This is a genomic window from Burkholderia sp. USMB20, assembly GCF_000949135.2.
GTDB lineage: Bacteria > Pseudomonadota > Gammaproteobacteria > Burkholderiales > Burkholderiaceae > Burkholderia.
Genome location: NZ_JTAN02000021.1, coordinates 807,656 through 832,466, shown reverse-complemented (window position 1 = coordinate 832,466; position 24,811 = coordinate 807,656). Strand labels below are relative to the sequence as shown.

19 protein-coding genes and 2 pseudogenes are annotated in these 24,811 nt (G+C 68.3%); 9 read left to right on the top strand and 12 right to left on the bottom strand.

The annotated features are described in order from the left end of the window. Nucleotides 1–340 precede the first annotated feature (340 nt). Nucleotides 341–1,335 (bottom strand): annotated as a pseudogene (locus PL79_RS33980) (LysR substrate-binding domain-containing protein). A gap of 737 nt (nt 1,336–2,072) precedes the next feature. On the opposite strand from PL79_RS33980, the gene PL79_RS33975 reads away from it, so the two are divergent. From PL79_RS33975 to PL79_RS33945, 7 genes are all read left to right on the top strand, one after another. Next, the gene (locus PL79_RS33975; protein WP_328592092.1) at nt 2,073–3,530 is read left to right on the top strand and encodes a circularly permuted type 2 ATP-grasp protein; all 1,458 of its coding nucleotides are present in this window, start codon (nt 2,073–2,075) and stop codon (nt 3,528–3,530) included. A 64-nt stretch (nt 3,531–3,594) separates the two neighbouring features. Next, on the top strand, nt 3,595–4,536 hold the full coding sequence (locus tag PL79_RS33970; RefSeq protein WP_044843974.1) for an alpha-E domain-containing protein: 942 nt from the start codon (nt 3,595–3,597) through the stop codon (nt 4,534–4,536). 8 nt (nt 4,537–4,544) lie between these two features. Continuing rightward, entirely contained in the window at nt 4,545–5,519 is a 975-nt protein-coding gene (locus tag PL79_RS33965) for a transglutaminase family protein (protein ID WP_044843975.1), read from the top strand. A gap of 93 nt (nt 5,520–5,612) precedes the next feature. Beyond that, entirely contained in the window at nt 5,613–9,041 is a 3,429-nt protein-coding gene (locus tag PL79_RS33960; protein ID WP_044843976.1) for a transglutaminase family protein, read from the top strand. 212 nt (nt 9,042–9,253) lie between these two features. After that, nucleotides 9,254–11,860, top strand: a complete 2,607-nt coding sequence (locus PL79_RS33955; RefSeq protein WP_044844011.1) for a circularly permuted type 2 ATP-grasp protein — start codon at nt 9,254–9,256, stop codon at nt 11,858–11,860. Next, entirely contained in the window at nt 11,854–12,912 is a 1,059-nt protein-coding gene (locus PL79_RS33950) for a transglutaminase family protein (RefSeq protein ID WP_044843977.1), read from the top strand. The genes PL79_RS33955 and PL79_RS33950 overlap by 7 nt, the downstream gene beginning before the upstream one ends. Before the next feature lie 172 nt (nt 12,913–13,084). After that, entirely contained in the window at nt 13,085–13,357 is a 273-nt protein-coding gene (locus tag PL79_RS33945) for a hypothetical protein (protein WP_044843978.1), read from the top strand. 81 nt (nt 13,358–13,438) lie between these two features. Here the strand turns inward: PL79_RS33945 and pip are convergent, their stop codons facing one another. Beyond that, nucleotides 13,439–14,371, bottom strand: a complete 933-nt coding sequence (gene pip / locus PL79_RS33940; RefSeq protein WP_044843979.1) for a prolyl aminopeptidase — start codon at nt 14,369–14,371, stop codon at nt 13,439–13,441. A 151-nt stretch (nt 14,372–14,522) separates the two neighbouring features. Next, nucleotides 14,523–14,690, bottom strand: coding sequence for a hypothetical protein (locus PL79_RS36315; RefSeq protein ID WP_193759906.1), 168 nt, complete (start codon nt 14,688–14,690; stop codon nt 14,523–14,525). A 35-nt stretch (nt 14,691–14,725) separates the two neighbouring features. On the opposite strand from PL79_RS36315, the gene PL79_RS33935 reads away from it, so the two are divergent. Continuing rightward, nucleotides 14,726–15,877, top strand: a complete 1,152-nt coding sequence (locus PL79_RS33935) for an acyltransferase family protein (RefSeq protein WP_044843980.1) — start codon at nt 14,726–14,728, stop codon at nt 15,875–15,877. 28 nt (nt 15,878–15,905) lie between these two features. Here PL79_RS33935 and PL79_RS33930 read toward each other — a convergent pair. Then, a pseudogene (locus PL79_RS33930) lies at nt 15,906–16,229 on the bottom strand (multidrug ABC transporter ATPase); the annotation flags it as partial. A gap of 91 nt (nt 16,230–16,320) precedes the next feature. Here PL79_RS33930 and PL79_RS33925 point away from each other — a divergent pair. Beyond that, nucleotides 16,321–16,845: a lipocalin-like domain-containing protein gene (locus tag PL79_RS33925; protein ID WP_082088452.1), complete on the top strand. Its 525-nt coding sequence runs from the start codon at nt 16,321–16,323 to the stop codon at nt 16,843–16,845. Nucleotides 16,846–17,187: 342 nt separating this feature from the next. On the opposite strand, the gene PL79_RS33920 is transcribed toward PL79_RS33925, so the two are convergent. The 8 genes from PL79_RS33920 to PL79_RS33885 are packed head-to-tail and all read right to left on the bottom strand — an operon-like array spanning nt 17,188 to nt 24,760. Further along, complete coding sequence (locus PL79_RS33920; protein ID WP_044843982.1) at nt 17,188–18,252, bottom strand: 2-aminoethylphosphonate aminotransferase; 1,065 nt, start codon at nt 18,250–18,252, stop codon at nt 17,188–17,190. Then, the gene (aepY, locus tag PL79_RS33915; protein ID WP_044843983.1) at nt 18,252–19,433 is read right to left on the bottom strand and encodes a phosphonopyruvate decarboxylase; all 1,182 of its coding nucleotides are present in this window, start codon (nt 19,431–19,433) and stop codon (nt 18,252–18,254) included. Before aepY ends, PL79_RS33920 begins: the two co-directional genes overlap by 1 nt. Then, nucleotides 19,430–21,115 carry a phosphoenolpyruvate mutase gene (gene aepX / locus PL79_RS33910; protein WP_044843984.1) on the bottom strand — a complete coding sequence of 562 codons (1,686 nt, stop codon included), beginning with the start codon at nt 21,113–21,115 and terminating at the stop codon, nt 19,430–19,432. The genes aepY and aepX overlap by 4 nt, the downstream gene beginning before the upstream one ends. Next, nucleotides 21,112–21,879 (bottom strand): phosphocholine cytidylyltransferase family protein, encoded by a 768-nt coding sequence (locus PL79_RS33905; protein WP_044843985.1) that lies wholly within the window; start codon nt 21,877–21,879, stop codon nt 21,112–21,114. The genes aepX and PL79_RS33905 overlap by 4 nt, the downstream gene beginning before the upstream one ends. A 36-nt stretch (nt 21,880–21,915) precedes the next feature. Then, nucleotides 21,916–22,917 carry an HpnL family protein gene (locus PL79_RS33900; protein WP_044843986.1) on the bottom strand — a complete coding sequence of 334 codons (1,002 nt, stop codon included), beginning with the start codon at nt 22,915–22,917 and terminating at the stop codon, nt 21,916–21,918. Then, nucleotides 22,914–23,723: a HalD/BesD family halogenase gene (locus PL79_RS33895; protein WP_044843987.1), complete on the bottom strand. Its 810-nt coding sequence runs from the start codon at nt 23,721–23,723 to the stop codon at nt 22,914–22,916. Before PL79_RS33895 ends, PL79_RS33900 begins: the two co-directional genes overlap by 4 nt. Then, a complete protein-coding gene (locus tag PL79_RS33890; protein ID WP_044843988.1) occupies nt 23,720–24,400 on the bottom strand; it encodes a CDP-alcohol phosphatidyltransferase family protein in 681 nt (226 codons plus the stop codon). Before PL79_RS33890 ends, PL79_RS33895 begins: the two co-directional genes overlap by 4 nt. A 36-nt stretch (nt 24,401–24,436) precedes the next feature. After that, nucleotides 24,437–24,760: a hypothetical protein gene (locus PL79_RS33885; protein ID WP_135801200.1), complete on the bottom strand. Its 324-nt coding sequence runs from the start codon at nt 24,758–24,760 to the stop codon at nt 24,437–24,439. Between the last annotated feature and the right edge of the window lie 51 nt (nt 24,761–24,811).

Below are 24,811 nucleotides of genomic sequence, written 5' to 3'. Positions count from 1 at the left end.
TTCGGAGTGCAGGTCAGGGAATCGAAAGAGGTGATATGGCCTTATCGATGAAAAATGCCATTGCATGAAAAGAGAAACTTTTAATTTGTTCTGTAACAGGTTATTTCTGTCGTATGAATCGGAAATTTATTCGGGGTCGATGTTTTCGATGTAAATTAAATGCGATTCGTCTCGCAAACGTTTGCCTGTTTTTACGGGTTTAATCGAGGTACGGAACGCATATCGAAGACGGAGCAGGAGCGGAAAATGCTCCGCGATTGCGCACGTCGAATAACCGCGCGCCGGCGGATTGCATCCCGCGGCGCGCTGGCGAGTCGGGTGACGAGGACGGTGAAGGGCGCTACCGGCTGCCGCCGGCGCTGCGGCGCGCGATGCGCATGGCCGGCGCGATCGACTCCTCGGCCGCGCGCGCGCCGTCGCCGCGGTGCGCGGCCGGTTCATGATGTAGGTCCACAGCTGCTCGGCCGCGAGCCCGCGCTTGCGCGCGGACCGGTACAGGCGGATCTCGAGTTCGGTGATCCAGTCCGCCGAGCCCGCGCGGACGAGCGAGCCCTCCGCGAGTTCCTTCGCCACGCAGCTTTCGGGCAGCCAGCCGATCCCGTGCCCGGCCACGACCATCCCCTTCAGCGCCTCGGACATGTGCGTCTCGAAGCATCGGTGCAGCGCGTACGGTTCGGCCGCGTTCAGCAGCAGCATCTCGACCACGTTCCCGAGGAACGCGCCCGACGAATACGCGAGCAGCGGCAGCGGCGCGTCCGGCGTGCCGGGCAGTTCGAATACCGGTTTGCCGCGCGCGTCGGGCGTCGACACCGGCAGGATCCGTTCGACGCCGAGCGTGACGAACGGGAAGTGGTTCGGATCGAGCACGATCGGCAGTTGCGGATGGTGATAGCCGAGCAGCAGATCGCATTCACCTTCGACGAGCTGCTGCACGCCTTCGGGCACGTTCACCGCGTTGACGCGCGCGGTCACGTGGCCGACTTCGCCGTTCAGCTGCTTGAGCCATTCGGGGAACAGCGTGAACACGAGCGTATGCGCGACCGCGAAGCGCACCACCTGGTCGCTTGCCGCGAACTGGTCATAGCCGTTCACTAGGTTGCGTGCCGCATACATGCTGCGCAGGATGTCCGCGGCCAGCCCGCGGAACATCTGCCCGGCCGGCGTCAGCGCGATCGGGTTGATGCTGCGGTCGACCAGCTTCGCGTCCATCCACGTTTCGAGCGCGGCGATGCGCCGGCTGAACGCCGACTGCGTGAGGTGCCGATGACGCGCGGCCCGGGAAAAGCTCTTGGTATCCGCAAGGCTCAGGAAATCTTCCAGCCACTTTGCTTCCATGTTGATCTTCGCTGTTTATAGTCGGCGCCGGGAGGAGCGGCACCATTTCACTGAACCGGTTTGGTAGCGTACCGCGCCTCGCGCATGGGGGCCGATGTTTTTTTTCGATCGGTGTCAGTCGAAATATGCATGGGCGTTGTCGGCGGGATTACGGCTGCATAAGTTCGAGGTGCCGGACCCGGCTAACCGGTTAGTTCACCGCGTCGAACTGCCCGACCCGCCGCAGACGGTACTTCCCCCAGGGCCGGCCTCGTGCCGGCCCGCCTTTCCGCCATTCCGCCCGGTAACCGAAGGATGCGGCGCCATTCCCGTTCGCGGTGCAGGACGGGCCGCCGCGACGGGCCGCCGCCGCCGCGGCGCGGTTCGCTGCGATGCGGCAAGACCGGCCGAGGAGGTGGCGGGACGCGGCCGAGTGCACGGCGGCGGGAAGCCGCGCCGGTACGGGCTCGGAGCTGCTGCCGGCGGGCAGCGCGGCAACGGGCAGGCGTGCGGGCAGGGGAAGTATTGGTGCAGTGCAGCTTGCACAGTCGTGACACGCAGGGGAACTATGTTTCACAGACGCGGCGCAGCAGCGGCCGTGCACGGGCACGGCACGCCGCTGGCGCGTCCCGCGCCGTGCGTCGCACCATCATGGTGCGGCATGCTGCGGGGGCGTGCCGGCCGCGCGACAAAAAGGGGGACCTGAGGGGTTATCGCAAGGCACGTTCCTTGCAAGGCAGTTAGTACGCCGGTCCGGCATGCGCAATGCCGGGGAAAACGATCGATGGAGAAAAAGATCGATGAAGCCATTCGATGAAATGCTGCAATCCGGCGATATGGTGAGGGCGCCTTACGCGCGCCTCAAGCAGTGGCTCGACACGCAGAACCCTGCAAGCCTCGCCCAGAAGGCCCACGACGCGGAAGGCGTGTTCCGCAGGACCGGCATCACGTTCGCCGTGTACGGCGACGCGCAGGCCGCCGAGCGGCTGATTCCGTTCGACATCGTGCCGCGCATCATCTCGGGCGCGGAATGGAGCCGGCTGTCGCTCGGCATCGAGCAGCGCGTGATGGCGCTCAACGCGTTCCTCGACGACATCTATCACCGCCAGGAGATCGTGCGCGCCGGCATCGTGCCGAAGCACCTGATCGCGCACAACGAGGCGTTCATCCCGGAGATGATCGATTTCCGGCCGCCCGGCAACGTTTACACGCACATCATCGGCGTCGACATCGTACGCACCGCCGAGAACCAGTTCTACGTGCTGGAAGACAACGCGCGCACGCCGTCCGGCGTGTCGTACATGCTGGAAAACCGCGAGACGATGATGCAGCTCTTTCCCGAGCTGTTCCAGCAGGTCAAGGTGCGCCCGGTCGAGACCTATCCGCAGATGCTGCGCCAGTCGCTCGCGGCCGTGTGCCCGCCGGGCGGCAACGCCGACAACCCGACCATCGCCGTGCTCACGCCCGGCATCCACAATTCCGCGTACTACGAACATTCGTTCCTCGCCGACCAGATGGGCGTGCACCTCGTCGAGGGCAGCGACCTGCAGGTGGTCGACGGCCGCGTCGCGATGCGCACCACCGAAGGCTTCAGGCCGATCGACGTGCTGTACCGCCGGGTCGACGACGCGTTCCTCGATCCGCTGACGTTCCGCCCCGATTCGGTGCTCGGCGTGGCCGGGATCATGGACGTGTACCGCGCCGGCAACATCACGATCGCGAACGCGCCCGGCACCGGCATCGCCGACGACAAGGCGATCTACTCGTACATGCCGGAGATCGTCGAGTTCTACACGGGCCGCAAGGCGCTGCTGGAGAACGTGCCGACCTGGCGCTGCGGCGAGGCCGACAGCCTGAAATACGTGCTCGAGCATCTCGACGAACTGGTCGTGAAGGAAGTGCACGGCTCGGGCGGCTACGGGATGCTGGTCGGGCCGTGCGCATCGAAGGCCGAGATCGAGGCGTTCGCCGCGAAGCTGCGCGCGCGTCCCGCGAACTACATCGCGCAACCCACGCTGGCGTTGTCCACGACGCCGATCCTGACCGAAGCCGGCCTCGCGCCGCGCCACGTCGACCTGCGGCCGTTCGTGCTGGTGTCGGACCGGATCCGCATCACGCCGGGCGGGCTCACGCGCGTCGCGCTGCAGGAAGGCTCGCTGGTCGTCAACTCGAGCCAGGGCGGCGGCACCAAGGACACCTGGGTGCTGGCCGACTGAGCCGGGCACGACCGCGCGCGCCTCAGCCGGCGCGCGAACCGAACGAAGACGGAGTGGACACGAGATGCTTCTGGGACGAACTGCGAGCGGTCTTTACTGGATGTACCGCTATATCGAGCGCGCGGAGAACATCGCGCGCATCGTCGATGCCGGGCTGCGGATGGCGCTCACGCGCACGTCCGACGCGCCGGCCGAATGGTCGTCGGTGCTGGTCAGCTCGGGCGCGGACGACGGCTATCGTCAGAAGTACGACGCGTATGCCGCCGATACCGTGACCGACTACCTGCTGCGCGACCGCGACAACCCGTCGAGCGTGCTGTCGTGCATCGAGGCCGCGCGCTCGAACGCGCGGATGGTGCGCACGGCGCTCACGCGCGAGGCGTGGGAGAGCGTGAACGGCGCATGGCTGGCGCTGCGCCAGGCGCTCGCGCAGCCGGTGCCGGAGAGCGGGCTGCCGGCGGTGCTCGACGAAGTGAAGCGCGAAACCGCGCTGATCCTCGGCAGCTTCTACAGCACGATGCTGCGCAACGAGATCTTCGATTTCGCGCAGATCGGCGCATTCGTCGAGCGCGCCGACAACACCGCGCGGATCATCGACGTGAAATACCACCTGCTGCTGCCGTCGGTGTCGCACGTGGGCACGATCCTCGACAACTACCAGTGGGAGACGATCCTGCGCTGCGTGGCCGCTCACCGGTCGTATCGCTGGGTGTACGACGTGCAGTACAAGCCGATGAACATCGCGGACTACCTGATCCTGAACGGCCGCATGCCGCGCTCGCTGCGCTATTGCTACGGGCGCGTGGTGTCGAGCCTGAACCTGCTCGCGAAGGATTACGGCGTGACACACCCGTGTCACGACACGGCCACGAAGATTCTGCAGATGCTGTCCGACACCTCGGTCGAGCGGATCTTCAAGAGCGGCCTGCACGAGTTCCTGACCGACTTCATCGGCCGCAACAACAGCCTGGGGATCGATATCGCCCAGGCCTACAACTTCGACTGAGACTTGCCATGCGACTCGCCATCCGACACATCTCGCGTTATCAGTTCGACGATCAAGCCACCCACGCGCTGCAACGGCTGCGGCTGCGCCCGCAATCGGGGCCCGGGCAGACGGTGCGCGCGTGGCAGGTCACGATCGACGGCGTCGAGCCGACGCTTTCCTATGCGGACGGATTCGGCAACCGCATCGACCTCGTGCGCCACGACCGCGGCGCGAAGAACGAGGTCGTCGTGGTCGCGGCCGGCGTCGTCGAGACGCAGGACCGCGCGGGCATTCTCGGCAACCCCGAGGGCTATGCGCCGCCGTGGATCTTCGAGCGCGAGACCGCGCTCACGAAAGCCGGCGACACCGTGCGCGAGCTCACGCAGGCGCTGCCGATCGAGCCGCACAGCCTCGATGCGCTGCACTGGCTGATGACGGAAGTGCACGACCGCATCGCATACGCGCCGAACCTGACCGACGCGCCGGTCGATGCCGAAACCGCGCTGCAAAGCGGCGAGGGCACCAGCCGCGACCATGCGCACGCGTTCATCGCGGCCGCGCGCGCGCTGAAGGTGCCCGCGCGCTACATCTCGGGCTACGTGCTTGCCGACAGCGCGATGCAGCGCATCGCCGACGCGAAGCAGAGCGCGAGCGACGAGGATGCCGAGGAAGCGCTCGCGCTGCAGACGGGCGACGGCATGCAGCAGGTGCTCGGCGCATCGCATGCCGCACAGTCGCAGGGCTTGCCGCAGGCGGCACTCGGCGCGCAGCCGCAGGCCGTCGCGCTGATGCAGCAGCCGGCCGGCCATGCGTGGGCCGAGGCGTACGTCGAAGGGCTCGGCTGGGTCGGCTTCGATCCGTTCATGAACCGCTGCCCGGACGAGCGCTACGTGCGCATCGCCGTCGGCCTCGACTATCGCGACGCGCAACCGGTGACGGGGATTGGCGCGAGCGCCGTCGGCATCGAGATCAGCGTCGTGCAGTCGCCCGAACTGGTCTGACGCACACCTTCTCCGAACCCGCCGTGCCGTGCCGCCGCAGCGACGGCGACGCGGCGCGCGCGGCCGGTCCAACCCGAACCGAGCGGCTCTCCCATGCCCATTCACGTCGCGCTGCATCACACCACCCGCTACCGCTACGACCGGCCCGTCAACCTCGGGCCGCAGATCGTGCGGCTGCGGCCCGCGCCGCACTGCCGGACGCCGATCGTCGCGTATTCGATGACCGTCGAGCCCGCGCAGCACTTCATCAACTGGCAGCAGGACCCGTTCTCGAACTATCTCGCGCGGCTCGTGTTTCCGGAGCGCACCGAACACTTCGAGATCACGATCGACCTGGTTGCCGAGATGTCGGTGTACAACCCGTTCGACTTCTTCCTGGAAGCCAGCGCGGAGCAATACCCGTTCAGCTATGACGATGCGCTGAAGACCGAACTCGCGCCGTACCTCGCGTGCGATCCGCAGACGAGCGCGGCGCCGCTGTTCCGCGCGTATCTCGACGGCGTCGACCGCACGCCGGCCGGCACCGTGAACTTCCTCGTCGCGCTGAACCAGCAACTGCAGCACGACATCGGTTATCTGGTGCGGATGGAGCCGGGCGTGCAGACGCCCGAGCAGACGCTCGAGCTCGCGTCCGGGTCGTGCCGCGACAGCGCGTGGCTGCTCGTGCAGCTGTGCCGGCATCTCGGCATCGCCGCGCGTTTCGTGTCCGGCTACCTGATCCAGCTCACGCCCGACGTGAAGGCGCTCGACGGCCCGAGCGGCACGTCGGTCGACTTCACCGACCTGCACGCGTGGTGCGAGGTCTACCTGCCGGGCGCGGGCTGGATCGGCTTCGATCCGACCTCGGGCCTGCTCGCCGGCGAAGGGCACATCCCGCTCGCATGCACGCCGCAGCCGACCAGCGCCGCGCCGGTGGAGGGGCTGATCGACGAATGCGAAGTGTCGTTCGAGCACGAGATGGTGGTGACGCGCGTGTACGAATCGCCGCGCGTGACGAAGCCGTATACCGAGCAGCAATGGGACGCCGTGCGCACGCTCGGCGCGCAGGTCGACGGCGCGCTGACGGCCGGCGACGTGCGGCTGACGCAGGGCGGCGAGCCGACCTTCGTGTCGATCGACGATCGCGACGGCGCCGAATGGAACACCGATGCGCTCGGCCCGACCAAGCGCGGCTATGCGACCGAACTCGTGCAGCGGCTGCGCGCCGAATACGGCGAAGGCGGCTTCCTGCATTTCGGGCAGGGCAAGTGGTATCCGGGCGAGCAGCTGCCGCGCTGGGCGCTGTCGATCTTCTGGCGCGCCGACGGCCAGCCCGTGTGGCACGACCCGTCGCTGTTCGCCGACGAGCGCGAGCCGTCCGCGTGCACGACCGAGGACGCGAAGCGCTTCATCGACGCGCTGGCCGCGCGCCTCGGACTGACCGACGAATTCGTGCGGCCCGGCTACGAGGATGTCTGGTACTACCTGTGGCGCGAGCGCCGGCTGCCCGTCAACGTCGATCCGTTCGACTCGCGCCTCGACGACGAGCTCGAGCGCGCGCGGTTGCGCAAGGTGTTCGACCAGCATCTCGACAGCGTGGTCGGCTACGTGCTGCCGATCAAGCGCACGGACGACGCGCCGGGCCTCGACGGCCCGCGCTGGCAGACCGGCCCGTGGTTCTTCCGCGACGAACGGATGTACCTCGTGCCCGGCGATTCGCCGATGGGCTATCGGCTGCCGCTCGATTCGCTGCCGTGGGTTGCCGGCGCCGACTATCCGTACCTGGTCGAACGCGATCCGTTCGCGCCGCGCGACGCGCTGCCGGACGCGGCCGCGTTCCGTGCGCGTCATGCGGGTGCGGCCGACGCGCCGCGTTACCTGGCCGGCGTGCATCGCGAAGCGTCCGCGCAAACGGTCATGCAGTTGCGCAGCGACGGCAGCGACGGCAGCGCCGCCGGCGACCGGCACGCGCATGCCGCGCAGGACCCGCAGCGCCACCCCGAGCGCTTCGAATCGGCCGCATGGATCACGCGTACCGCGATGTGCGCAGAAGTGCGCAACGGCATCCTGTACCTGTTCATGCCGCCGCTCGCCGCGCTCGAGGATTATCTCGACCTGCTCGCGGCGATCGAGCTGACCGCGCAGGCCCTCGGCGTGAAGCTCGTGCTCGAAGGCTATCCGCCGCCGCGCGACGCGCGGCTCAAGCTGTTGCAGGTCACGCCCGATCCCGGCGTGATCGAGGTGAACATCCATCCGGCGAAGAGCTTCGACGAACTCGTCGGCCAGACCGAATTCCTGTACGACGCCGCGTGGCAGTCGCGGCTGTCCAGCGAGAAGTTCATGGTCGACGGCCGGCACGTCGGCACGGGCGGCGGCAACCACTTCGTGCTCGGCGGCGCGACGCCGGTCGACAGCCCGTTCCTGCGCCGCCCCGATCTGCTCGCGAGCCTGATCGCCTACTGGCACAACCATCCGTCGCTGTCGTACCTGTTCTCGGGGCTGTTCATCGGGCCGACGAGCCAGGCGCCGCGCGTCGACGAGGCGCGCAACGACCAGGTCTACGAGCTCGACATCGCATTCGCGGAAATCCAGCGCAACAAGCTGCTGTACGGGCAGGACATGCCGCCGTGGCTCGTCGACCGCGTGCTGCGCAACCTGCTGATCGACGTGACCGGCAACACGCACCGCAGCGAATTCTGCATCGACAAGCTGTATTCGCCGGATTCGTCGACCGGGCGGCTCGGCCTGCTCGAACTGCGCGCGTTCGAGATGCCGCCGCATGCGCGGATGAGCATCGTGCAGCAACTGCTGCTGCGCGCGCTGGTCGCGCGCTTCTGGGCCGCGCCGTATACGACGCCGCTCACGCGCTGGGGCACCGCGCTGCACGATCGCTTCATGCTGCCCGCGTTCCTGAAGATGGATTTCGACGACGTGCTGGCCGAGCTGCGCGACGCCGGTTTCGCGTTCGATTCCGCGTGGTTCGCGCCGCATTTCGAATTCCGCTTCCCGCTGTTCGGCCAGATCGCGGTGAACGGGATGCAGCTGTCGCTGCGCGGCGCGCTCGAGCCGTGGCACGTGATGGGCGAAGAGGGCGCGCCCGGCGGCACGGTGCGCTACGTCGATTCGTCGGTCGAACGGCTCGAAGTGCGCGTGACCGGGCTGAACGACAACCGTCACGTCGTGACCGTCAACGGCCGCGCGCTGCCGTTGCAGCCGACCGGCACCGTCGGCGAATACGTCGCGGGCGTGCGCTACAAGGCGTGGGCGCCGCCGTCTGCGCTGCATCCGACCATCGGCGTGCATGCGCCGCTCACCTTCGACATCGTCGATACGTGGCTGCAGCGCTCGCTGGGCGGCTGCCGGTATCACGTCGCGCACCCGGGCGGGCGCAACTATGCGACGTTCCCGGTCAACGCGTACGAGGCCGAGAGCCGCCGGCTCGCGCGTTTCGTCGCGATGGGGCACACGCCGGGGCGGATGGACGTGGCGGCCGCCGCGCCGAGCCGTGAATTCCCGTTCACGCTCGACCTGCGACGGCCCTGATCGTCGGATGAAAGGACGCACGACGATGCGCGGTCTCCGACCTCCCGGCGCGCAGGGAGGAGTGCTAGGATGCGGGCAGACTGCGGCCGCCCGCCGCGTCTGCCGTGCCCGGACGACGGTGCGGCGGCGCGCGGGCACCGCTGCCCCCTGACGACGGAACGATACCGACCGTGCCGCCCATTCACCCCGACGATCTCGCCGACGCCGACGCGATGCCCACGCTTTTCGATACCGGCGCGCAGCCGGACGCCGCGGAACTGGCCGCCGCGCTCGCGGCGCCGGCCGCGGCCGGCCGCTACGACGAACTGCGCGGCAGTGCCGCCGGCCTCACCGCGCCGCTGCTCGCCCCCGCATGGCGCAGCTTCTTCACGTCGATCGGCAGCGACGGCGTGGCCGACCTCGACCGCCGCGCCGACGCGCTGCAGCGCCGCATGCGCGAGAACGGCCTGTTCTACCAGCTCCACGAACAACGCGCAGGCGACGGCGCGGCCGGCCCGTGGTCGCTCGACCTGCTGCCGCTGATCGTCACGCCCGAGGACTGGGTCGCGATCGAGCGCGGCGTGCTGCAGCGCGTGCGGCTGCTGAACGCGACGATGGCCGATTTGTACGGACCGCAGACGATCCTGCAGCGCGGGCTGCTGCCGCCCGCGCTCGTGACCGGCCACCCGGGCTACCTGCGCGCGATGCGCGGCGCACGCGTGCCGGGCGACACGTGGCTGCACGTCGTCGCGTTCGATCTCGCGCGCGGCCCCGACGGCCAATGGCGGATCGTCGCGCAGCACACGCAGGGACCGTCCGGCCTCGGCTATCTGCTCGAGAACCGGCTGATCGTGTCGCGGCTCTTTCCGCGCGGTTTCCGCGGGCTGCGCGTGCAGCGGCTCGCTTCCGCGTACCGGTCGCTGCTGCAGAGCATGCAGGCGCTCAGTCCCGCCAGAAAGAATTCGCGGATCGTGCTGCTGACGCCCGGGCCGCACAGCGCGACCTACTTCGAGCATGCGTATCTCGCGCGCTACCTCGGCCTCACCCTCGTCGAGGGCGGTGACCTGACCGCGCGCGACAACCGCGTCTTCCTGAAGACGCTGCGCGGGCTCGAACCCGTGCACGGGATCCTGCGGCGCGTCGACGACGCGTGGCTCGATCCGCTCGAACTGCGTCCCGATTCGATGCTCGGCGTGCCCGGCCTGCTGCAGGCCGTGCGGGCCGGCAACGTGCTGCTCGCGAATGCGCCGGGTTCGGGCTTCCTCGAGTCGCCGGGCATGCTCGGCTTCATGCCGCGCCTCGCGGAAGCGCTGCTCGGCGAAACGCTGACGCTGCCGGCCGTGCATTCGTGGTGGTGCGGCGAGGCGGCCGCGTGCGGCGACGCGCTGCCGCAGCTTGCGCGCAGCATCGTGAAGCCGTCGTATCCGCCCGAGGTGCAGGCCGGCGGCGCGTTCGACCCGGTGACCGGCGCGCGGCTCACGCCGGCGCAGCTGGCCGAATGGCGTGCGCGGATCCTGGCCCGGCCCGAGCATTACACGGTGCAGGCCGACCTGCCGTTGTCGCAGGCGCCGACCTGGCCGGGGCACGACGCGTCCGACGGCAGCGGCGGCGCGCGCATCGTGCCGAAGCCGCTGCTGCTGCGCGTGTTCGCGCTCGCCGACGGCGCGCAGCGCTGGCGGCTGCTGCCGGGCGGACTGTCGCGGGTCGGCACGCGCGATACGCTGTTCAACGCGCCGATGCCGCGCGGCGGCAGCACGGTCGATACGTGGGTGATGACCGAAGGCATCGTCGATTCGACGACGCTGCTGCAGACGCGTCTCGGCCCCGACGATCTGGTCGAGCGTCCGCGCGCGATCGCGAGCCGCGCGGCGGAGAACCTGTTCTGGCTCGGCCGCTATACCGAGCGCGCGACCAACCTGATGCGTCTCGCGCGCGCCGCGCTCGAACGGCTGCGCGGCGAGGACGACGTCGACAGTCCCGCGCATCTCGAGTTGATCGACACGTTGTGCCGCGACACCGGCCTGATCGCGCCCGACGCGCCGAACGCCGTCGATGCGCCGCGTGCGTTCCAGTACGCGCTCGCGACGTCGCTGACGCGCGGCGCGGACCGCACGTCGGGCATCGCGTCCTGCCTGTTCGGGATGCGCGGCGCGGCTGCGGCGATCCGCGAACGGCTGTCGAGCGATCAGTGGCGGCTGATCGACGACGCGACGCAACTGTTCGCCGACAGCGCCGATCATCCGGAAGCCGAGGAGCAGATCGGCAACGAGGCGCTGCAGTTGCTGGAGCGCCTCGGGCTGCTGCTCGGCGCGATCACCGGCGCGCAGACCGACAACATGACGCGCGACGACGGCTGGCGGCTGTTGTCGATCGGGCGGCAGATCGACCGGCTGGACTTCCTGTGCAGCGTGCTGAAGTTCGCGTTCGACGAAGGCGCGGTGCACCGGCAGGACGGTTTCGAACTCGTGCTGGAGCTGTTCGACAGCACGATCACGTTCCGCTCGCGCTTCCAGCGCGGCTTCGACGTCGCGCCGCTGCTGTCGCTCGTCGTGCTCGACACCGACAATCCGCGCTCGCTCGGCTGGGTCGTGCAGGCGTTGCGCGGCCGGCTGACGAAGGTCGAGCGCAGCGAGGGCTATGCGCTGTCCGAACTGGCCGAGACGATTCCGGACGTGCCCGCGTGGTCGCTGCACGAACTGTGTGAAACCGGCGACGATGGTCGGCACGACGCGCTGCTCGATGCACTCGACACGACCGTGAAGGCCGTGTGGGATCTGTCGAACCGGATCGGCGAGCGATATTTCAGCCACGTTCGCGAGGCGGGCAGGACGCTATGGTGACGCCGAAACACGCGGCGAAGACGCCGCCCGCGGCCGCCCCCGGCAGTGCGAAGCAGACAGCGGCGGCGGTCGTGCCCGCGGCCTCGAATGCATCGGCCACGTCGGCCGGTCGTGTCCTGCGTGTCACGCACGACACCGAATATCGCTACGCGGCGCGCGTCGAATCGGCCCAGCACCAGGCGCGGCTGCAGCCGCTCGCGACGCCGCGCCAGCAGGTGCTGTCGTTCGCGCTCGACATCGAACCCGGACCGGAAACGGTCGGCACCGAGATCGACGCGTTCGGCAACGCGCGCGCATCGTTCGCGCTGAACCAGCCGCACGATGCGCTGCTCGTGCGCAGCTGCAGCACGGTGCGCGTGAGCCCGCCCGTCTGGTCGCAGGGCGCACGCGGCGCGCCGCCGCCCGCGATCGCGCATCCCGACCCCGAGCACGCAACCGCATGGGAAGTCGTGCGCGACCGCCTGCGGTTTCGCGCGGGGCAGCCGTACGACGCGGCGAGCGAGTTCGTGTTCGCGTCGCCGCACGTGGCGTGCGATCCGGAACTGGCTGCGTATGCGGCCGCCAGCTTCAAGCCGCAGCGGCCGCTCGTGCAGGCCGCATGGGACCTGATGCGGCGGATTCACGCCGACTTCGCGTATACGCCGAACAGCACCGACATCACGACGACGGCGCTCGATGCATTGCGATTGCGCAAGGGCGTCTGCCAGGATTTCGCGCACGTGATGATCGGCGCGCTGCGCTCGCTCGGGCTCGCCGCGCGCTACGTGAGCGGGTATCTGTTGACGCAGCCGCCGCCCGGGCAGCCGCGGCTGATCGGTGCGGACGCATCGCATGCATGGGTCGACGTGTACGACCCGGCGTGGCCCGAAGACGGCGGCTGGCTGCAGCTCGATCCGACCAACGACCGCGCGCCGGGCGACGACTACGTGATGCTGTCGATCGGCCGCGACTACGCGGACGTGACGCCGCTGCGCGGCGTGATTCGCGGCGGCGGCGCGGATCAGGAGCTGAAGGTCGGTGTGACGGTCGAGCCGCTCGATGAGGCGCTCTAAGGCCTGATGCGCCGGCCGCCGGACGTTTAAGTCGTCGTTAATACTGCCCGCCTAGCATGGTGTTGCCGGCGAACGGATCGGACCCGATCCGGCGCCGGCGGCACGCACGGGTGCGTCGACGTCACGGCGCCGCGCCGTCGCGCGTCGCCATTCCCTTGCAACGGCGGCGGACATGATCAAGAACTTCGACTACACGCTCGGCAACGAGACGATCGGGCTTTGCGCGAGCTTCGGCGCTGGCCCGGCGTTCCGCCGCGTGCTCGTGAGCCGTGCGGATTCGATGGAAACACTCGTGGTGCTCGACGCGCGTGGCCTGTCGGGCCTGCTGAAGGTCGCGACCGAGGAGCCGGAAGGGTTGCTCGACGATGCGATCCGCAAGGTTGGCGATGAACGACTCGTCGAGCGGGCGATCAGCGGCCGCTCGATCGTCGAAGCGGCGCTCTGAGCGGGGCGGCGCGCGCCGGCCGGCATGGCCGGCTGCCGCGCGCCGCGTGGTATTGCGCGGTATGTGCTGCGTTGCTTGCGCTTACGCCGCGAACCGGTCCGTCGCCGCGAGCAGCGCCTTCAGGATGCCCGGTTCGTTGTATGCGTGTCCGGCATCCGGCACGATCTCGAACCTCGCGTCGGGCCATGCCTTCGCGAGATCCCACGCGGTGCGTGCGGGCGTCGCGATATCGTAGCGGCCTTGCACGATCACGCCCGGAATCCCGGCGAGGCGATGCGCGTCGCGCAGCAACTGGCCTTCCTCGACGAACCCGCGATTCACGAAGTAGTGGTTTTCGATCCGCGCGAACGCGAGCGCGTAGTGGCCGTCCGCGAAGTGCGCGGCCAGCGCCGGGTCGGGCAGCAGCGTGATCGTGCGGCCTTCCCAGAGGCTCCATGCGCGCGCGGCTTCGAGCTTCGCGGCTTCGTCGTCGCCCGTCAGCCGGCGATGGTACGCGGCCATCAGGTCATCGCGCTCGGCTTGCGGAATCGGTGCGAGGAATTCTTCCCACAGGTCCGGGAACAGCCACGACGCGCCTTCCTGGTAGTACCACAGCAACTCCGCGCGGCGCATCGTGAAGATGCCGCGCACGACGAGTGCGCTGACGCGTTGCGGATGCGTCTGCGCGTAGGCGAGGGCGAGCGCGCTGCCCCATGAGCCGCCGAACACGAGCCACTGTTGCGCGCCGACCATCTCGCGCAACCGCTCGATGTCGGCCACCAGGTCCCAGGTCGTGTTGTTGTCGAGGCTCGCATGCGGTGTGGAGCGCCCGCAGCCGCGCTGGTCGAACAGCAGGATGTCGTAGCGCTCGGGATCGAACAGGCGGCGATGGTCGGGGCTGCAGCCCGCGCCCGGACCGCCGTGCAGGAACACCGCGGGCTTGCCGGACGGGTTGCCGCAGCGCTCCCAGTAGATGCGGTGGCCGTCGCCGGTGTCGAGGTGGCCGTGGGCGTAGGGTTCGATCGGTGGGTACACAGGCAGGCTCCGGGTGAGGGTCGGCAGGGCGGCGGACGACGCACGGGCCGGTGGGCGATCGGAATACGGCAGCGCCGGTCTCGCGGATATTGCGGCGCCGCAGATTCGTTGTGTCGGCATCGGCCCGGCTGCCGCCGGGCAAGGCTTGTCATTATGCCCATTGATTCCGGCCGCTGCGTGCGATAGCGATGCCGGTCGCACGGCGCGGCATGGCGGCCGGCATGCTCGGCGGAATTTTTTTCGGCAATTTCGTTCCGATATTTTTCAGACAAAATCCCGGCGGCATATCGGCGCACCGATCGCGGGCGCCGGCCTTCATTCCGTTCCTCCGCCGTGCCAACGGGAAACGAACCGATGAACCATCGCGTCAAGCAATTGACCGGGTTGCGCGCCGTCGCGGTCACGATGGTCGTCGTCGGCCATGCCGAGCACGTGCTGCCGGGCGGCTACACCGGCTGGCTCGCGCCGCTGCGGCTCGTCGCCGACGGCCGGCTCGGCGTGCTGATCTTCTTCGTCCTCAGCGGCTTCCTGATCACCAACGTGCTGCGCGCGGAGTGCGCGCGCACCGGCGGGATCGCGCTGACGTCGTTCTATGTGCGCCGCGCGCTGCGAATCTGGCCGGCGTGCTACGTGTATCTCGCGACCATCGGCGTGCTCGCCGCCGTCGGCTGGCTCGACGTCGGGCGCCGCCAGTGGCTGTATGCGGCGCTGCATCTGTGGAATTACTCGGCATGGTTCGGGCTGAGCGGCGACAACGTGCTGCACCCGGACGGCGCGTGGTATCTCGGCCATTTCTGGTCGCTCGCGCTCGAGGAGCAGTTTTACTGGTTCTGGCCGTTGCTGTTCGTGTTTGGCGCCCGCCGTCGCGGCACGCGCTGGCTGGCCGCGCTGATCCTGGCCGTGCCGCTCGCGCGCGCGCTCACGTATTTCGTCGCGCCGGCGCTGCGCGGGCAGCTCGGGATGATGCTGCATACGGGCGTCGATCCGATCCTGATCGGCTGCTACGCGGCGCTCGAACGCGAACGGCTCGAAGCATGGATCGGCTCGTGGCGCGGCGAGACGCGCATCGTGACGGCGCTCGTCTTCATCGTGCTGTTCGGGATGCCGCTTGCCGAACATCGGCTCGGCGGCTTCTGGAATGCGACCTACGGCGTGACGCTCGAGGCCGCGCTGATCGCGATCGTGATCGTCGTGCTGAATTTCCGCAGCGAGTTCTGGTGCGCGCGCTGGCTGCGGGCCGCGCCGGTCGTGTTCGTCGGCACGATCTCGTTCAGCCTGTATCTGTGGCAGCAGCCGTTCGCGAATCCGGATCTGGCGGTTCCGCACGCGTTCCCGCTCGGCATCGGATGGGCGCTGCTGGCCGCGATGGCGAGTTATTTCCTCGTCGAGAAGCCGTTCCTGCGGCTGAAGGATCGCTATACGGCGCGCGAGGCGCGACGCATGCGCGACGATGCGCTGCGGATGCCGGCGCCGACCGACGCGATCGGGCCGAAGGTGGCGGAATAGGCGGGTGGGGTGGCGATTCGCTCCGGCCTTACTTGAAGCGCTTCATTGCGGCGGGCGAATACCAGAAGTTCCGGAACATGTCGATGCCGTACGACTTGCCGTCGTGGTGGACGACCGTGCGCGCCGTGCGCTTGCCCGTATCCGAGTAATCACCGTTCTTGCGCTGCGTCTCCGTGATGTGCGCCGTGATCGACAGGTTGGCGAAGCCGTGGCTCGATGCTTTCTCGACGGCGATCGTCATGCGGGCCTCTTCGCTGCGCGCATCGCCGATGCCGGGGCCGCAGGCTTCACCTTCGACGCCGACCCATCCGTAGAGATTGGTGCCGAACCACGGGCTGATACGGCCGCCTTCGCACATTCGGGGCAGCGGCGATTGCCTCCCTTTCCTTGCTTGCGTTCTATATTTGTCGTCATGGGTCAGTTTGCGAGAGGAGGGATGGACCATGAATCGTATCCACATCGTCGCCGCTGCTTCGCGATGGGTGCTTCTGGGGCTCGCGGTGCAATCGGGCGCTGCGTTGAGTCAACAGCAGCCGGACAAGTCATTGGACCAGCAACTGGCCGGTGCATGGACGTATGTCTCGGTCGACACCGTCCGCCCGGACGGAAGCCGCACACCCATGTACGGATCTGATCCGCGCGGTCTGGTGATTTTTGATGGCCATGGTCACTACGCGCTGGTGAATTCGCGCAGCGACTTACCCAAGTATGTGTCCAACGATCGAATGAAAGGCAGTGCAGAGGAATATCGCGCCGTGGTGCAAGGTTCGATCGCACATTTTGGCACGTACGTCGTCAACGAAGCAGACAGAACCATCACCTTTCACATAGAAGCAAGCACGTTTCCGAACTGGAACGGTGTCGAGCAACGCAGGCCGTTTGTCCTCTCGGGAGACGAGCTCAGATGGACCACGCCCTCAGCCTCCGGGGGAGGCTCGGGTGAGGTCGTGCTGAGGCGAGCCAAATGACTTCGAATACAGGCCGAGTGTGTGTCGTCACCTCCCGCGGAATGACGGGACGCGGGATTGAACCGGCCTGCTTTGGCATGTTGCGTCGATGCCGGCGAACAAAGCGATCGGTCGGACAGATCGATATCAAGATGAAACCGATCCGACGCTCGACCGGGCACCGGCTCGCAACTGCGCCCAACGTACGGTTTTCGTCGGGGCAATGACGGCATTGGTTCGCCGACAGCCACTCGCATGTGCCCGCGGCCGGCCAAATGTCACCTGCACAGTCGAGTCTTTCCCCGAACCTCGCAAACAACAAAAAAGGCCCTTGCGGGCCTTTCGTCGACGAAGCGAGTAGCGTTACTGCGTCAGCGCCGTAAAACCCTCCAGCAACCGCTCGACATCAGCCGCTTGAATCGCGCCCATCGTCGAAATGCGGAACAGTTCCTTCGACAACCCGCCTTGCCCCGCGTAAATCACGAAGCCACGTGCCTTCAGCCCGTCGTGCAGCGTCTCGTACGTGACGCCTTGCGGCAGCCGGTACGCACGCAGCACGACCGACGACGCGCCTTCCGGCAGCACGAGCGACATCCCGCGCGCCGCGAGCCCGGCCTGCGCCTGATCGGCGAGCGCCTTGTAGTGCGCATGGCGCGCGCGCCATCCACCGGCTTCGTCGAACTCGCGCAGCGCCTCGACGAGCGCGTAGTACGCGTGCACGGACGGCGTGAACGGCGTATTGCGCTGATCCTGCAGCTTCGCGAGCCGGCCGAGATCAAGGTAATACGTGCGGCTCGCGGCCTTCGCGAGCGCGCTGCGGCGCACGATCACGAATGCGGCACCCGGCACGCCGTGCAGGCACTTGTTCGCGGTCGCGGCGACCGCGTCGATCACGCCGCCGGCGAAGTCGATCGCTTCGGCGCCGAAGCTGCTGACGCCGTCGACGAGCATCTTCACGCCGCGCGCACGGCACACGTCGGCGATCGCGCCGAGGTCGTTCAGCCGGCCGGTCGTCGTTTCGTGATGAATCACCGCGACGTGCGAATAACCGCCCGCGTCGAGACGCGCGGCGATCTGCGCGAGATCGGGCGCCTGCATCCATTCGTGCTTCAGCACCTCGTGCGCGATTCCGTACTGCATCGCGATCTGCGTGATGCGCTCGCCGTACACGCCGTTCTCGATCACGAGCAGCTTGCCGTCCTGCGGCACGAGCGCCGCGATCATGCTCTCGACGGCGGCGGTGCCCGAGCCGGTCATCAGCACGGCGGCCCATTCGGCCGGATCGAGCTCGTACGCGGCGACGAGGCGCGCACGCGCTTCATCCTGCAGATCGAAGAATTCGCTTTCGCGATGGCACAGGTCGGGTTGCAGCAGGCTGCGGCGCACGCGTTCGGTGAGCGTGACCGGGCCGGGATTCAGCAGCAGCATCAATGAGCTCCTTCGGCGTGGGCTTCAGCCTGCGCGGCGCCGATATGCCGCATCAGGCGGGTCTTGACCTCGACCGGCGTGACGGTCGGGCGGGGCAGGCCGTCGGGCACGCCCGTGCGGATCGCCACGCGCACGAACTGCGCACCGTCGGCCCGCGCGGCGAGCGTTGCATCGAGCACGTCGAGCGTGTCGCCTTCGACGGCCGACGCATAGCCGCATGCGGCCGCGACACCCGCGAACGACACATGCTGCGACACGGTCGCCTGGCCGCCCGTCGATTCGTGTGCGCCGTTGTCGAGCAGCACGTGCGTGAGGTTGGCCGGGCCGTAGGTGCCGAGCGTCGCGAACACGCCCATGCGCATCAGCGCGGCGCCGTCGCCGTCGACGGCCACCACGCGCAGGTCGGGGCGCGCGAGCGCGAGACCCAGCGCGAGCGGCGTCACGCAGCCCATCGAGCCGACCATGTACAGCTGGTTCGGGCGGTCGTCGATCGCATAGAGCTCGCGGCCGCAGAAGCCGGTCGACGCGAGCACGACGGTCGAATCGACCGGCGTGTGCGCGATCACGCGCTGCAGCGCGTCGTGGCGGGTCGGCCACGCGTCGGCCGACGCCGCACGCGACGACGATTGCGCGGCGACATGCGCGCGCGGCGCGGCCGCCGGATTCGCCTTCAGCTCATACGGCGCGACGCTGCCTTTCTGCATCACGAGCGCGTACGGGCGGCCCGTCGCGTCCATGTGCGCGATCGCGCGGTCGAGCGCCGGGCCGACCTGTGCGGGGTCGGTCGGGAACGTCTCCCACGGGATCTCCATCGTGTCGAGCATCGCCGGCGTGATCGGGCCCATCAGCGCGTGCTGCGGCTCGTCGGCGACGCCCGGCTGGCCGCGCCACGTGACGATCAGCAGCTGCGGCAGCCGGAACGTCCAGGTCAGCGACGTGAGCGGGCTCACCGCGTTGCCGAGCCCCGAGTTCTGCATCATCGCGATCCCGCGCTTGCCGCCGAGCGTGGCGCCCGCGATCAGCGCGACCGCGTCGCCTTCGTTCGCGGCCGACACGTAGTGCAGCGTCGGGTCCTGCAGCACGTAGTTGATGAACGGCGTCAGGTACGAGCAGGGCACGCCCGCGTACCAGTCGAAGCCGCGTTCGCGCGCGGCCTCGACGAACTGGGCCGCTTCGATCATTGCGCGCCCCCGTTGCCGGCGCCCGGCTCGGACAGCGGCGTCTGGCCGTGCGCGAAGTCGCCCGCGCGGCGGAAGTCTTCCAGATCGTTGACGCCGCGCCAGTGGCCGTGCACGTACTGGACCTCGATCTTCTCGCCGGCGGCGATCAGCTCGTTGAGCAGCGACGGGATGTCGAGCGCGTCGAAATCGGGGCGTGCCTGCAGCGTCGCGAGCATCGCCTTCAGGCGATCGACGCCCGCGCCGCGCACGTTCAGGAGACCGATCCAGCGGCCGTGCGGCGTGCCGGCGGCGACGTCGCTCGACACACGTTGCAGATACGTCTTCTGGCCGAACAGGCCGCGGTCGTCCGCCGCCGAGCACAACGCGAAGTCGCGCACGCTCTGGTTGGTTTCCGTGAGCGACGAATCGACGACGACGCTGAACTCGGCCTCGCTCTCCGCGAGGTCGCGCACGATGTAGCTGCGGAACAGCAGGTCGCCGTACGAGATCACGGTGTCGCCGGTCAGGCGTTCGGCCGCACATGCGAGCGATGCGAGTTCGCCCGTCTGCGCATGGCGTTCGTTGACCACGAGCTTGATGCCCGACGTGTCGATCGCGTCGGCGCGATAGCCGCCGACCACGGTGATGTCGTTCACGCCGTGCGTCTTGAAGCCGTCGACGAGCCAGCGCAGCAACGGCTTGCCGGCGACCGGCAGCATGACCTTCGGCTTGTCTTCGGTGACGGCTTCGAGGCCCTTGCCGCGGCTCGCGGCGAGCACGATCGCGGCGTTCGACGCGCGCGACGACGACGACAGGTAGATGCGCTCGGCGGCCGAGTACTCGTCGGCGTCCTGCAGGCGGAAGATCTCGTTGACCGATGCAACGCGGTCCTCGACGTTGATCAGCGTTTCGCTCTCGTGGATCTCGCGCGCGGTCGCCTGCATCGCGGATGCCGACGCGCGGATCAGGTGGTTCGCCCAGATCACGGTGCTGATGCCGGCCTGGCGGAACACGTCGGTCGGCGTGCTGTAGTACTTGGTCGGCACGATCACGAGCGGCGCCTTGCCGCTCCATTCGCGCGCGAACTGCAGGATCTCGTCCGGGCGCGACAGCTTGCTGTGGATCAGGATTGCGTCGGCGCCGGCTTCCGCGTACGCGTTCGCGCGACGCAGCGCCTCGTCCATCCCCCAGCCTGCGATCAGCGCTTCGACACGCGCGACGATCGAGAAGTCGGGATCGGTCTGCGAATCCTTGCCGGCCTTGATCTTGCCGCAGAACTCGTCGATTTCCGCGAGCGGCTGGCGCTCGCCGCCGATGAAGCTGTTGGTCTTCGGGAACTGCTTGTCCTCGATACAGACGCCGGCGATGCCGCGCTGCTCGAGCTTCTTCACGAGGCGGCGCACGTTGTTGAAGTTGCCGTAGCCGGTGTCGCCGTCGAGCAGGATCGGCAGGTCGCTCGCGTCGGCCATGAACTCGAGCACGTCGACGACCTGCGTCCAGCTTGCCTCGTTGTTGTCGCGCACGCCGAACTGCGCGGAGATCGCGAGGCCCGATGCCCAGATCCCCTTGAAGCCCGCTTCGCGGACGATGCGCGCGGACAGGCCGTTGTGCGCTTCCATCAGGAATTCGAGTTCGCTGCTGACGAGCATGCGGCGCAGGCGTGCGCTGCGCGATTCGGAGAAGTTGGGTTCGCGTGCGTTCATCGTGCGGCTCCGGCGGTCGTGCGTTGAATCAGGGGGAGAATCTCTTGCGTCGCGCGTGCGACGTCGTTCGGGAAGTCGATCTCGATCCACGGCGAACCCGTGACGTCGGCGACGTCGAACGCGTGGCCGCCTTCGAGCAGCAGGTCGCGCACGGCTTCCTCGTGCGGCATGTTCGCGCGGCCGCTGTCGACGTAGCCCGCGACGATTTTCGCGAGGCGGCGCGCGGTGCCTTCGGTGAAGCGGAAGAAGCCGACCGACTCGCCGATCGTGTCGTAGTCGAGGTCGACCGCGAGCTGCTTGCGCAGCTCGACCGGCACGCCGTTCTTCAGGCACAGCTTGACGGGTTCGTCGCCGGCCTCGAAGTCGCGATCGATCAGCAGGCGGTCGACCGACTTGTCGGCGTCGGCGACCAGCGCGTGCAGGATGTTCTCGTCGTACAGCACGTCGGCGTCCATCAGCAGCACGTCGCCGCCGCGCGTCATCGCATCGGCGACGGTATGCACGGTCAGCACGCTGCCGAGGTCGTAGCGCTCGTTGATCACGATCTCGGCCGTGCGGCCGAGGCGCTTCAGTTCCTGCTCGACCTTCTCGTGCTGAAAGCCGAGCCCGAGCACGATTTCATCGACGCCGGCGGCGTCGAGCACGCGCAGATGGCGCTCGAGCAGCGACACGTCGTCGAAGCGCAGCAGGCACTTCGGAAATTGCGCCTCAGGCGGTTGTTGCAGGCGCAAGCCGAGGCCTGCCGCAAGAATGATGGCTCGCATGGGTTCTCCAACCAAAAAGCCGGCGGATCTGAACGATCAGTCGGCGATGGGCTGCGGCGCACGGCGCCGCTGCCAGTTTCTTTCACTGAAATGCAGATAGAGCAGGCCGGGCAGGCCGAGCGCGAGTTCGCGCGCGCGCTTCGCGAGCGACAGCGCGAGCGCCGCGTCGGGCGGCAGGCCGACCAGCGGGGCGAGCAGCAGGTAACCGCCTTCCTGTGCGCCGAGCGAGCCCGGGATCGCGAATGCCGCACCGCGAATCGCCTGGCCGACGCTCTCGAGCAGCAGCGCGTCGAGCCAGCTGACCGGGTGCCCGAGGAAGTGCAGCGCGAGCCACACTTCGGCGGTGCCGACGATCCAGCCGGCGAGGCTCAATGCGAAGGTCTTCGCGACCTTCGCGCGATCGCGGTACAGCGCGCCGACCGCGTCGTCGATCGCGTCCGCGCGGGTCGCGAGCGACGACCAGTCGCGCGGGCCGAGCAGCTTCGACGCGAGGCGCAGCCCGCGGCCGAACAGCCCGCGCCGCTGCGCCGCGTAGAACGCGACGGCCAGCGCGCCGAGCACGCCGGTGGCGATCAGCGCCGGCGTGCGCAGGTGAGCGACCGACTCGTGCGTCGCATACACGCTGAACGTGGCGATGCCGATCAGCGCGAACGCCATCTGCGCGAGCGCCTGCATCGTCGTGCTGACGGTGACCGCGGCGGCCGCGTCGGCCATCCGCGTGCCGCGCTGCGCGAGGTGGCGCACCATCAGCACCGGGCCGCCGATCTGCCCGGCGGGCAGCAGGCTGTTCACCGATTCGCCGACCCAGCGCGCGCGCAGCGCGTTGCCGAGCTCGGCGCCCGGCTGGCCGCGGCGGAACATCACCGAGATCGCCAGCGCGTCGATCACGAGCGGGACGACGTGGAATGCCGCGACGAGCGCGAGGCCCCAGCCGGCCGCGAGGAACGTCGACGCGACCGCGCCGACGCCCTGCCACGCGAGCAGGGCGACGAACAGTGCCGTTCCGAGGGACAGCAGGATCAGGCCGGCGCGTGTCATGACCCGCTCGACCGGCGCGTAGCCAACTGCTTGAACACCTGGCGGAAACCGAAATACGCGATCGCGTCCTTCATGTTCGAGATGAAGCGCTTCCACGGCCGCATGCCGGGGTTGGTCACGTATTCGAACGTGAGCGACACGCGCGTCTCGTTCTGGCCGAGCGGCGTGATGCGATGGCGCAGCTTGTCGCCGTCGAACAGCACGATGCCGCCGTCTGCGATCTGCACGGAACCCGGTTCGTCGGGCACGTCGGGATTGCGCGTATGCAGTTCGTAGTCGAGCCGGCACGACGACTCGTCGATCACGCCGATCAGCAGCGTGTAACGACGGCCGTCGTAGTACGACGTGTCGTAGTGCCAGCCGATGTGGTCGCCCGGCTTCGTGTAGTAGTACAGCGCGTACGCATGCGGATCGTCGTCCGGCGACAGCATCAGCTTGTCGCCGGTGACCTTCTCGAGGAAGCCGATCAGTGCCTTCGAGCGGTACAGCTCCGCGATGTACGGCGCCTGCTCGTCGATCGTGTGCCGGCTCACGCTGCCGCCCTGCTTGTGGCCGGGCAGGTAATTGCGGTTCAGGCCGGCCTGCATCGCGCGGGCGGCGGCCGCGAGCTTCGCGTGCGCGTCGGCCGGCAGGAATGCGTCGAGGTACAGGAACGAGCCCTGGCGCGTGTAGTCGCCGCGCAGGCGGTCGAGGTCGAGACGGCCGACGCAGTCGGCCACGGTGCGATCGGGATCGGCCGCTGCCGCGCGCGCAGGCGCGGGGCGTGCCGGGCTCAGCACGGAGTCGTCGCGCGTGCTAGGAGTCATTTGGAAACCTGGATTTCGGTAGGGTTCTGCGGGAGATTGCCGCGGCGGACGATGCGCCACCAGTCGATCACGACCCACGCGGCGAACAGCGGGGCGCCGATCGATGCCGCGAGCAGGAACGGCTGCACGCCGTCGACGAGCGTCACGATCGGCAGCAGGTAGAGGACGTCTTCCGTCTCGAAGCCGCCTGCGAACGCCTGCTTGGTGCCGGCCTTGCCGGCGATCGATTCGATCCGCATGCGCAGGAAGAAGATCAGCGCGACGGCCGCACCGGCCACCGCGCCGAGCAGCACCGGCGACGCGGCCATCTGGCCGCCCTGGGCGACGATGCCGAGGCCCATGCTGACGAACAGCGCGACCGTCACGAACGCGTCGGCCGCGAGGTCGTAAAAGTGACCGATCTTGCTGGACTTGCCGCTGATGCGCGCGAGTTCGCCGTCGGTGTGGTCGACGAAGTTCGACAGCACGATCAGGAATGCCCCCGCGTTGATCCAGCCGAAGCCGCCTTGCGCGAGGCACCAGGCACCGGCGAGGCCGATCAGCAGACGAAGGGTAGTGAGGTGATTCGGGGTGACGGGCGTGTCGATCAGCGGGCGTACGAGCGAGCGCGCGAGCCGCGCATCCCAGGTGCGTGGCAGGGGCGGTTCGGAACGTGTGGCGGTTTTTCTTTGGTCCATCGGCGAAATATATACGGAATTGTAATTTGTTGCTTTTTATTCGATCAATGTCCTGACATACGAGAGTGTTACCGCGTATTCCGGACATCGGCCGGTTGCGAACCGGATGCGCGAAACGGCGTTCGCACAGGCGGGCCTTACCTGCTCCAGTGTGGTTCGCATCGCGCGGCTGTCAAGGGCGGACGGGCCTTGCGCGCGGGCGCGGCGGCGCTCCGCGCGCGTCGTCGCGTTGATGTGCATCAGGCCCGCAAAAGCCGCGTCGGGAGACAATCGGCCGCGGCGATCGCCGATCGGCCGTCGCATGCGGATTCCCCGCGTTTGCGCGGTCAATCCGGAAAGATCTCGATCGATTGGCGTCAAGCAATTTGTAATCCGCGTGCGGCAAATTGGCGGTCCGCTTTCGTGCACCTT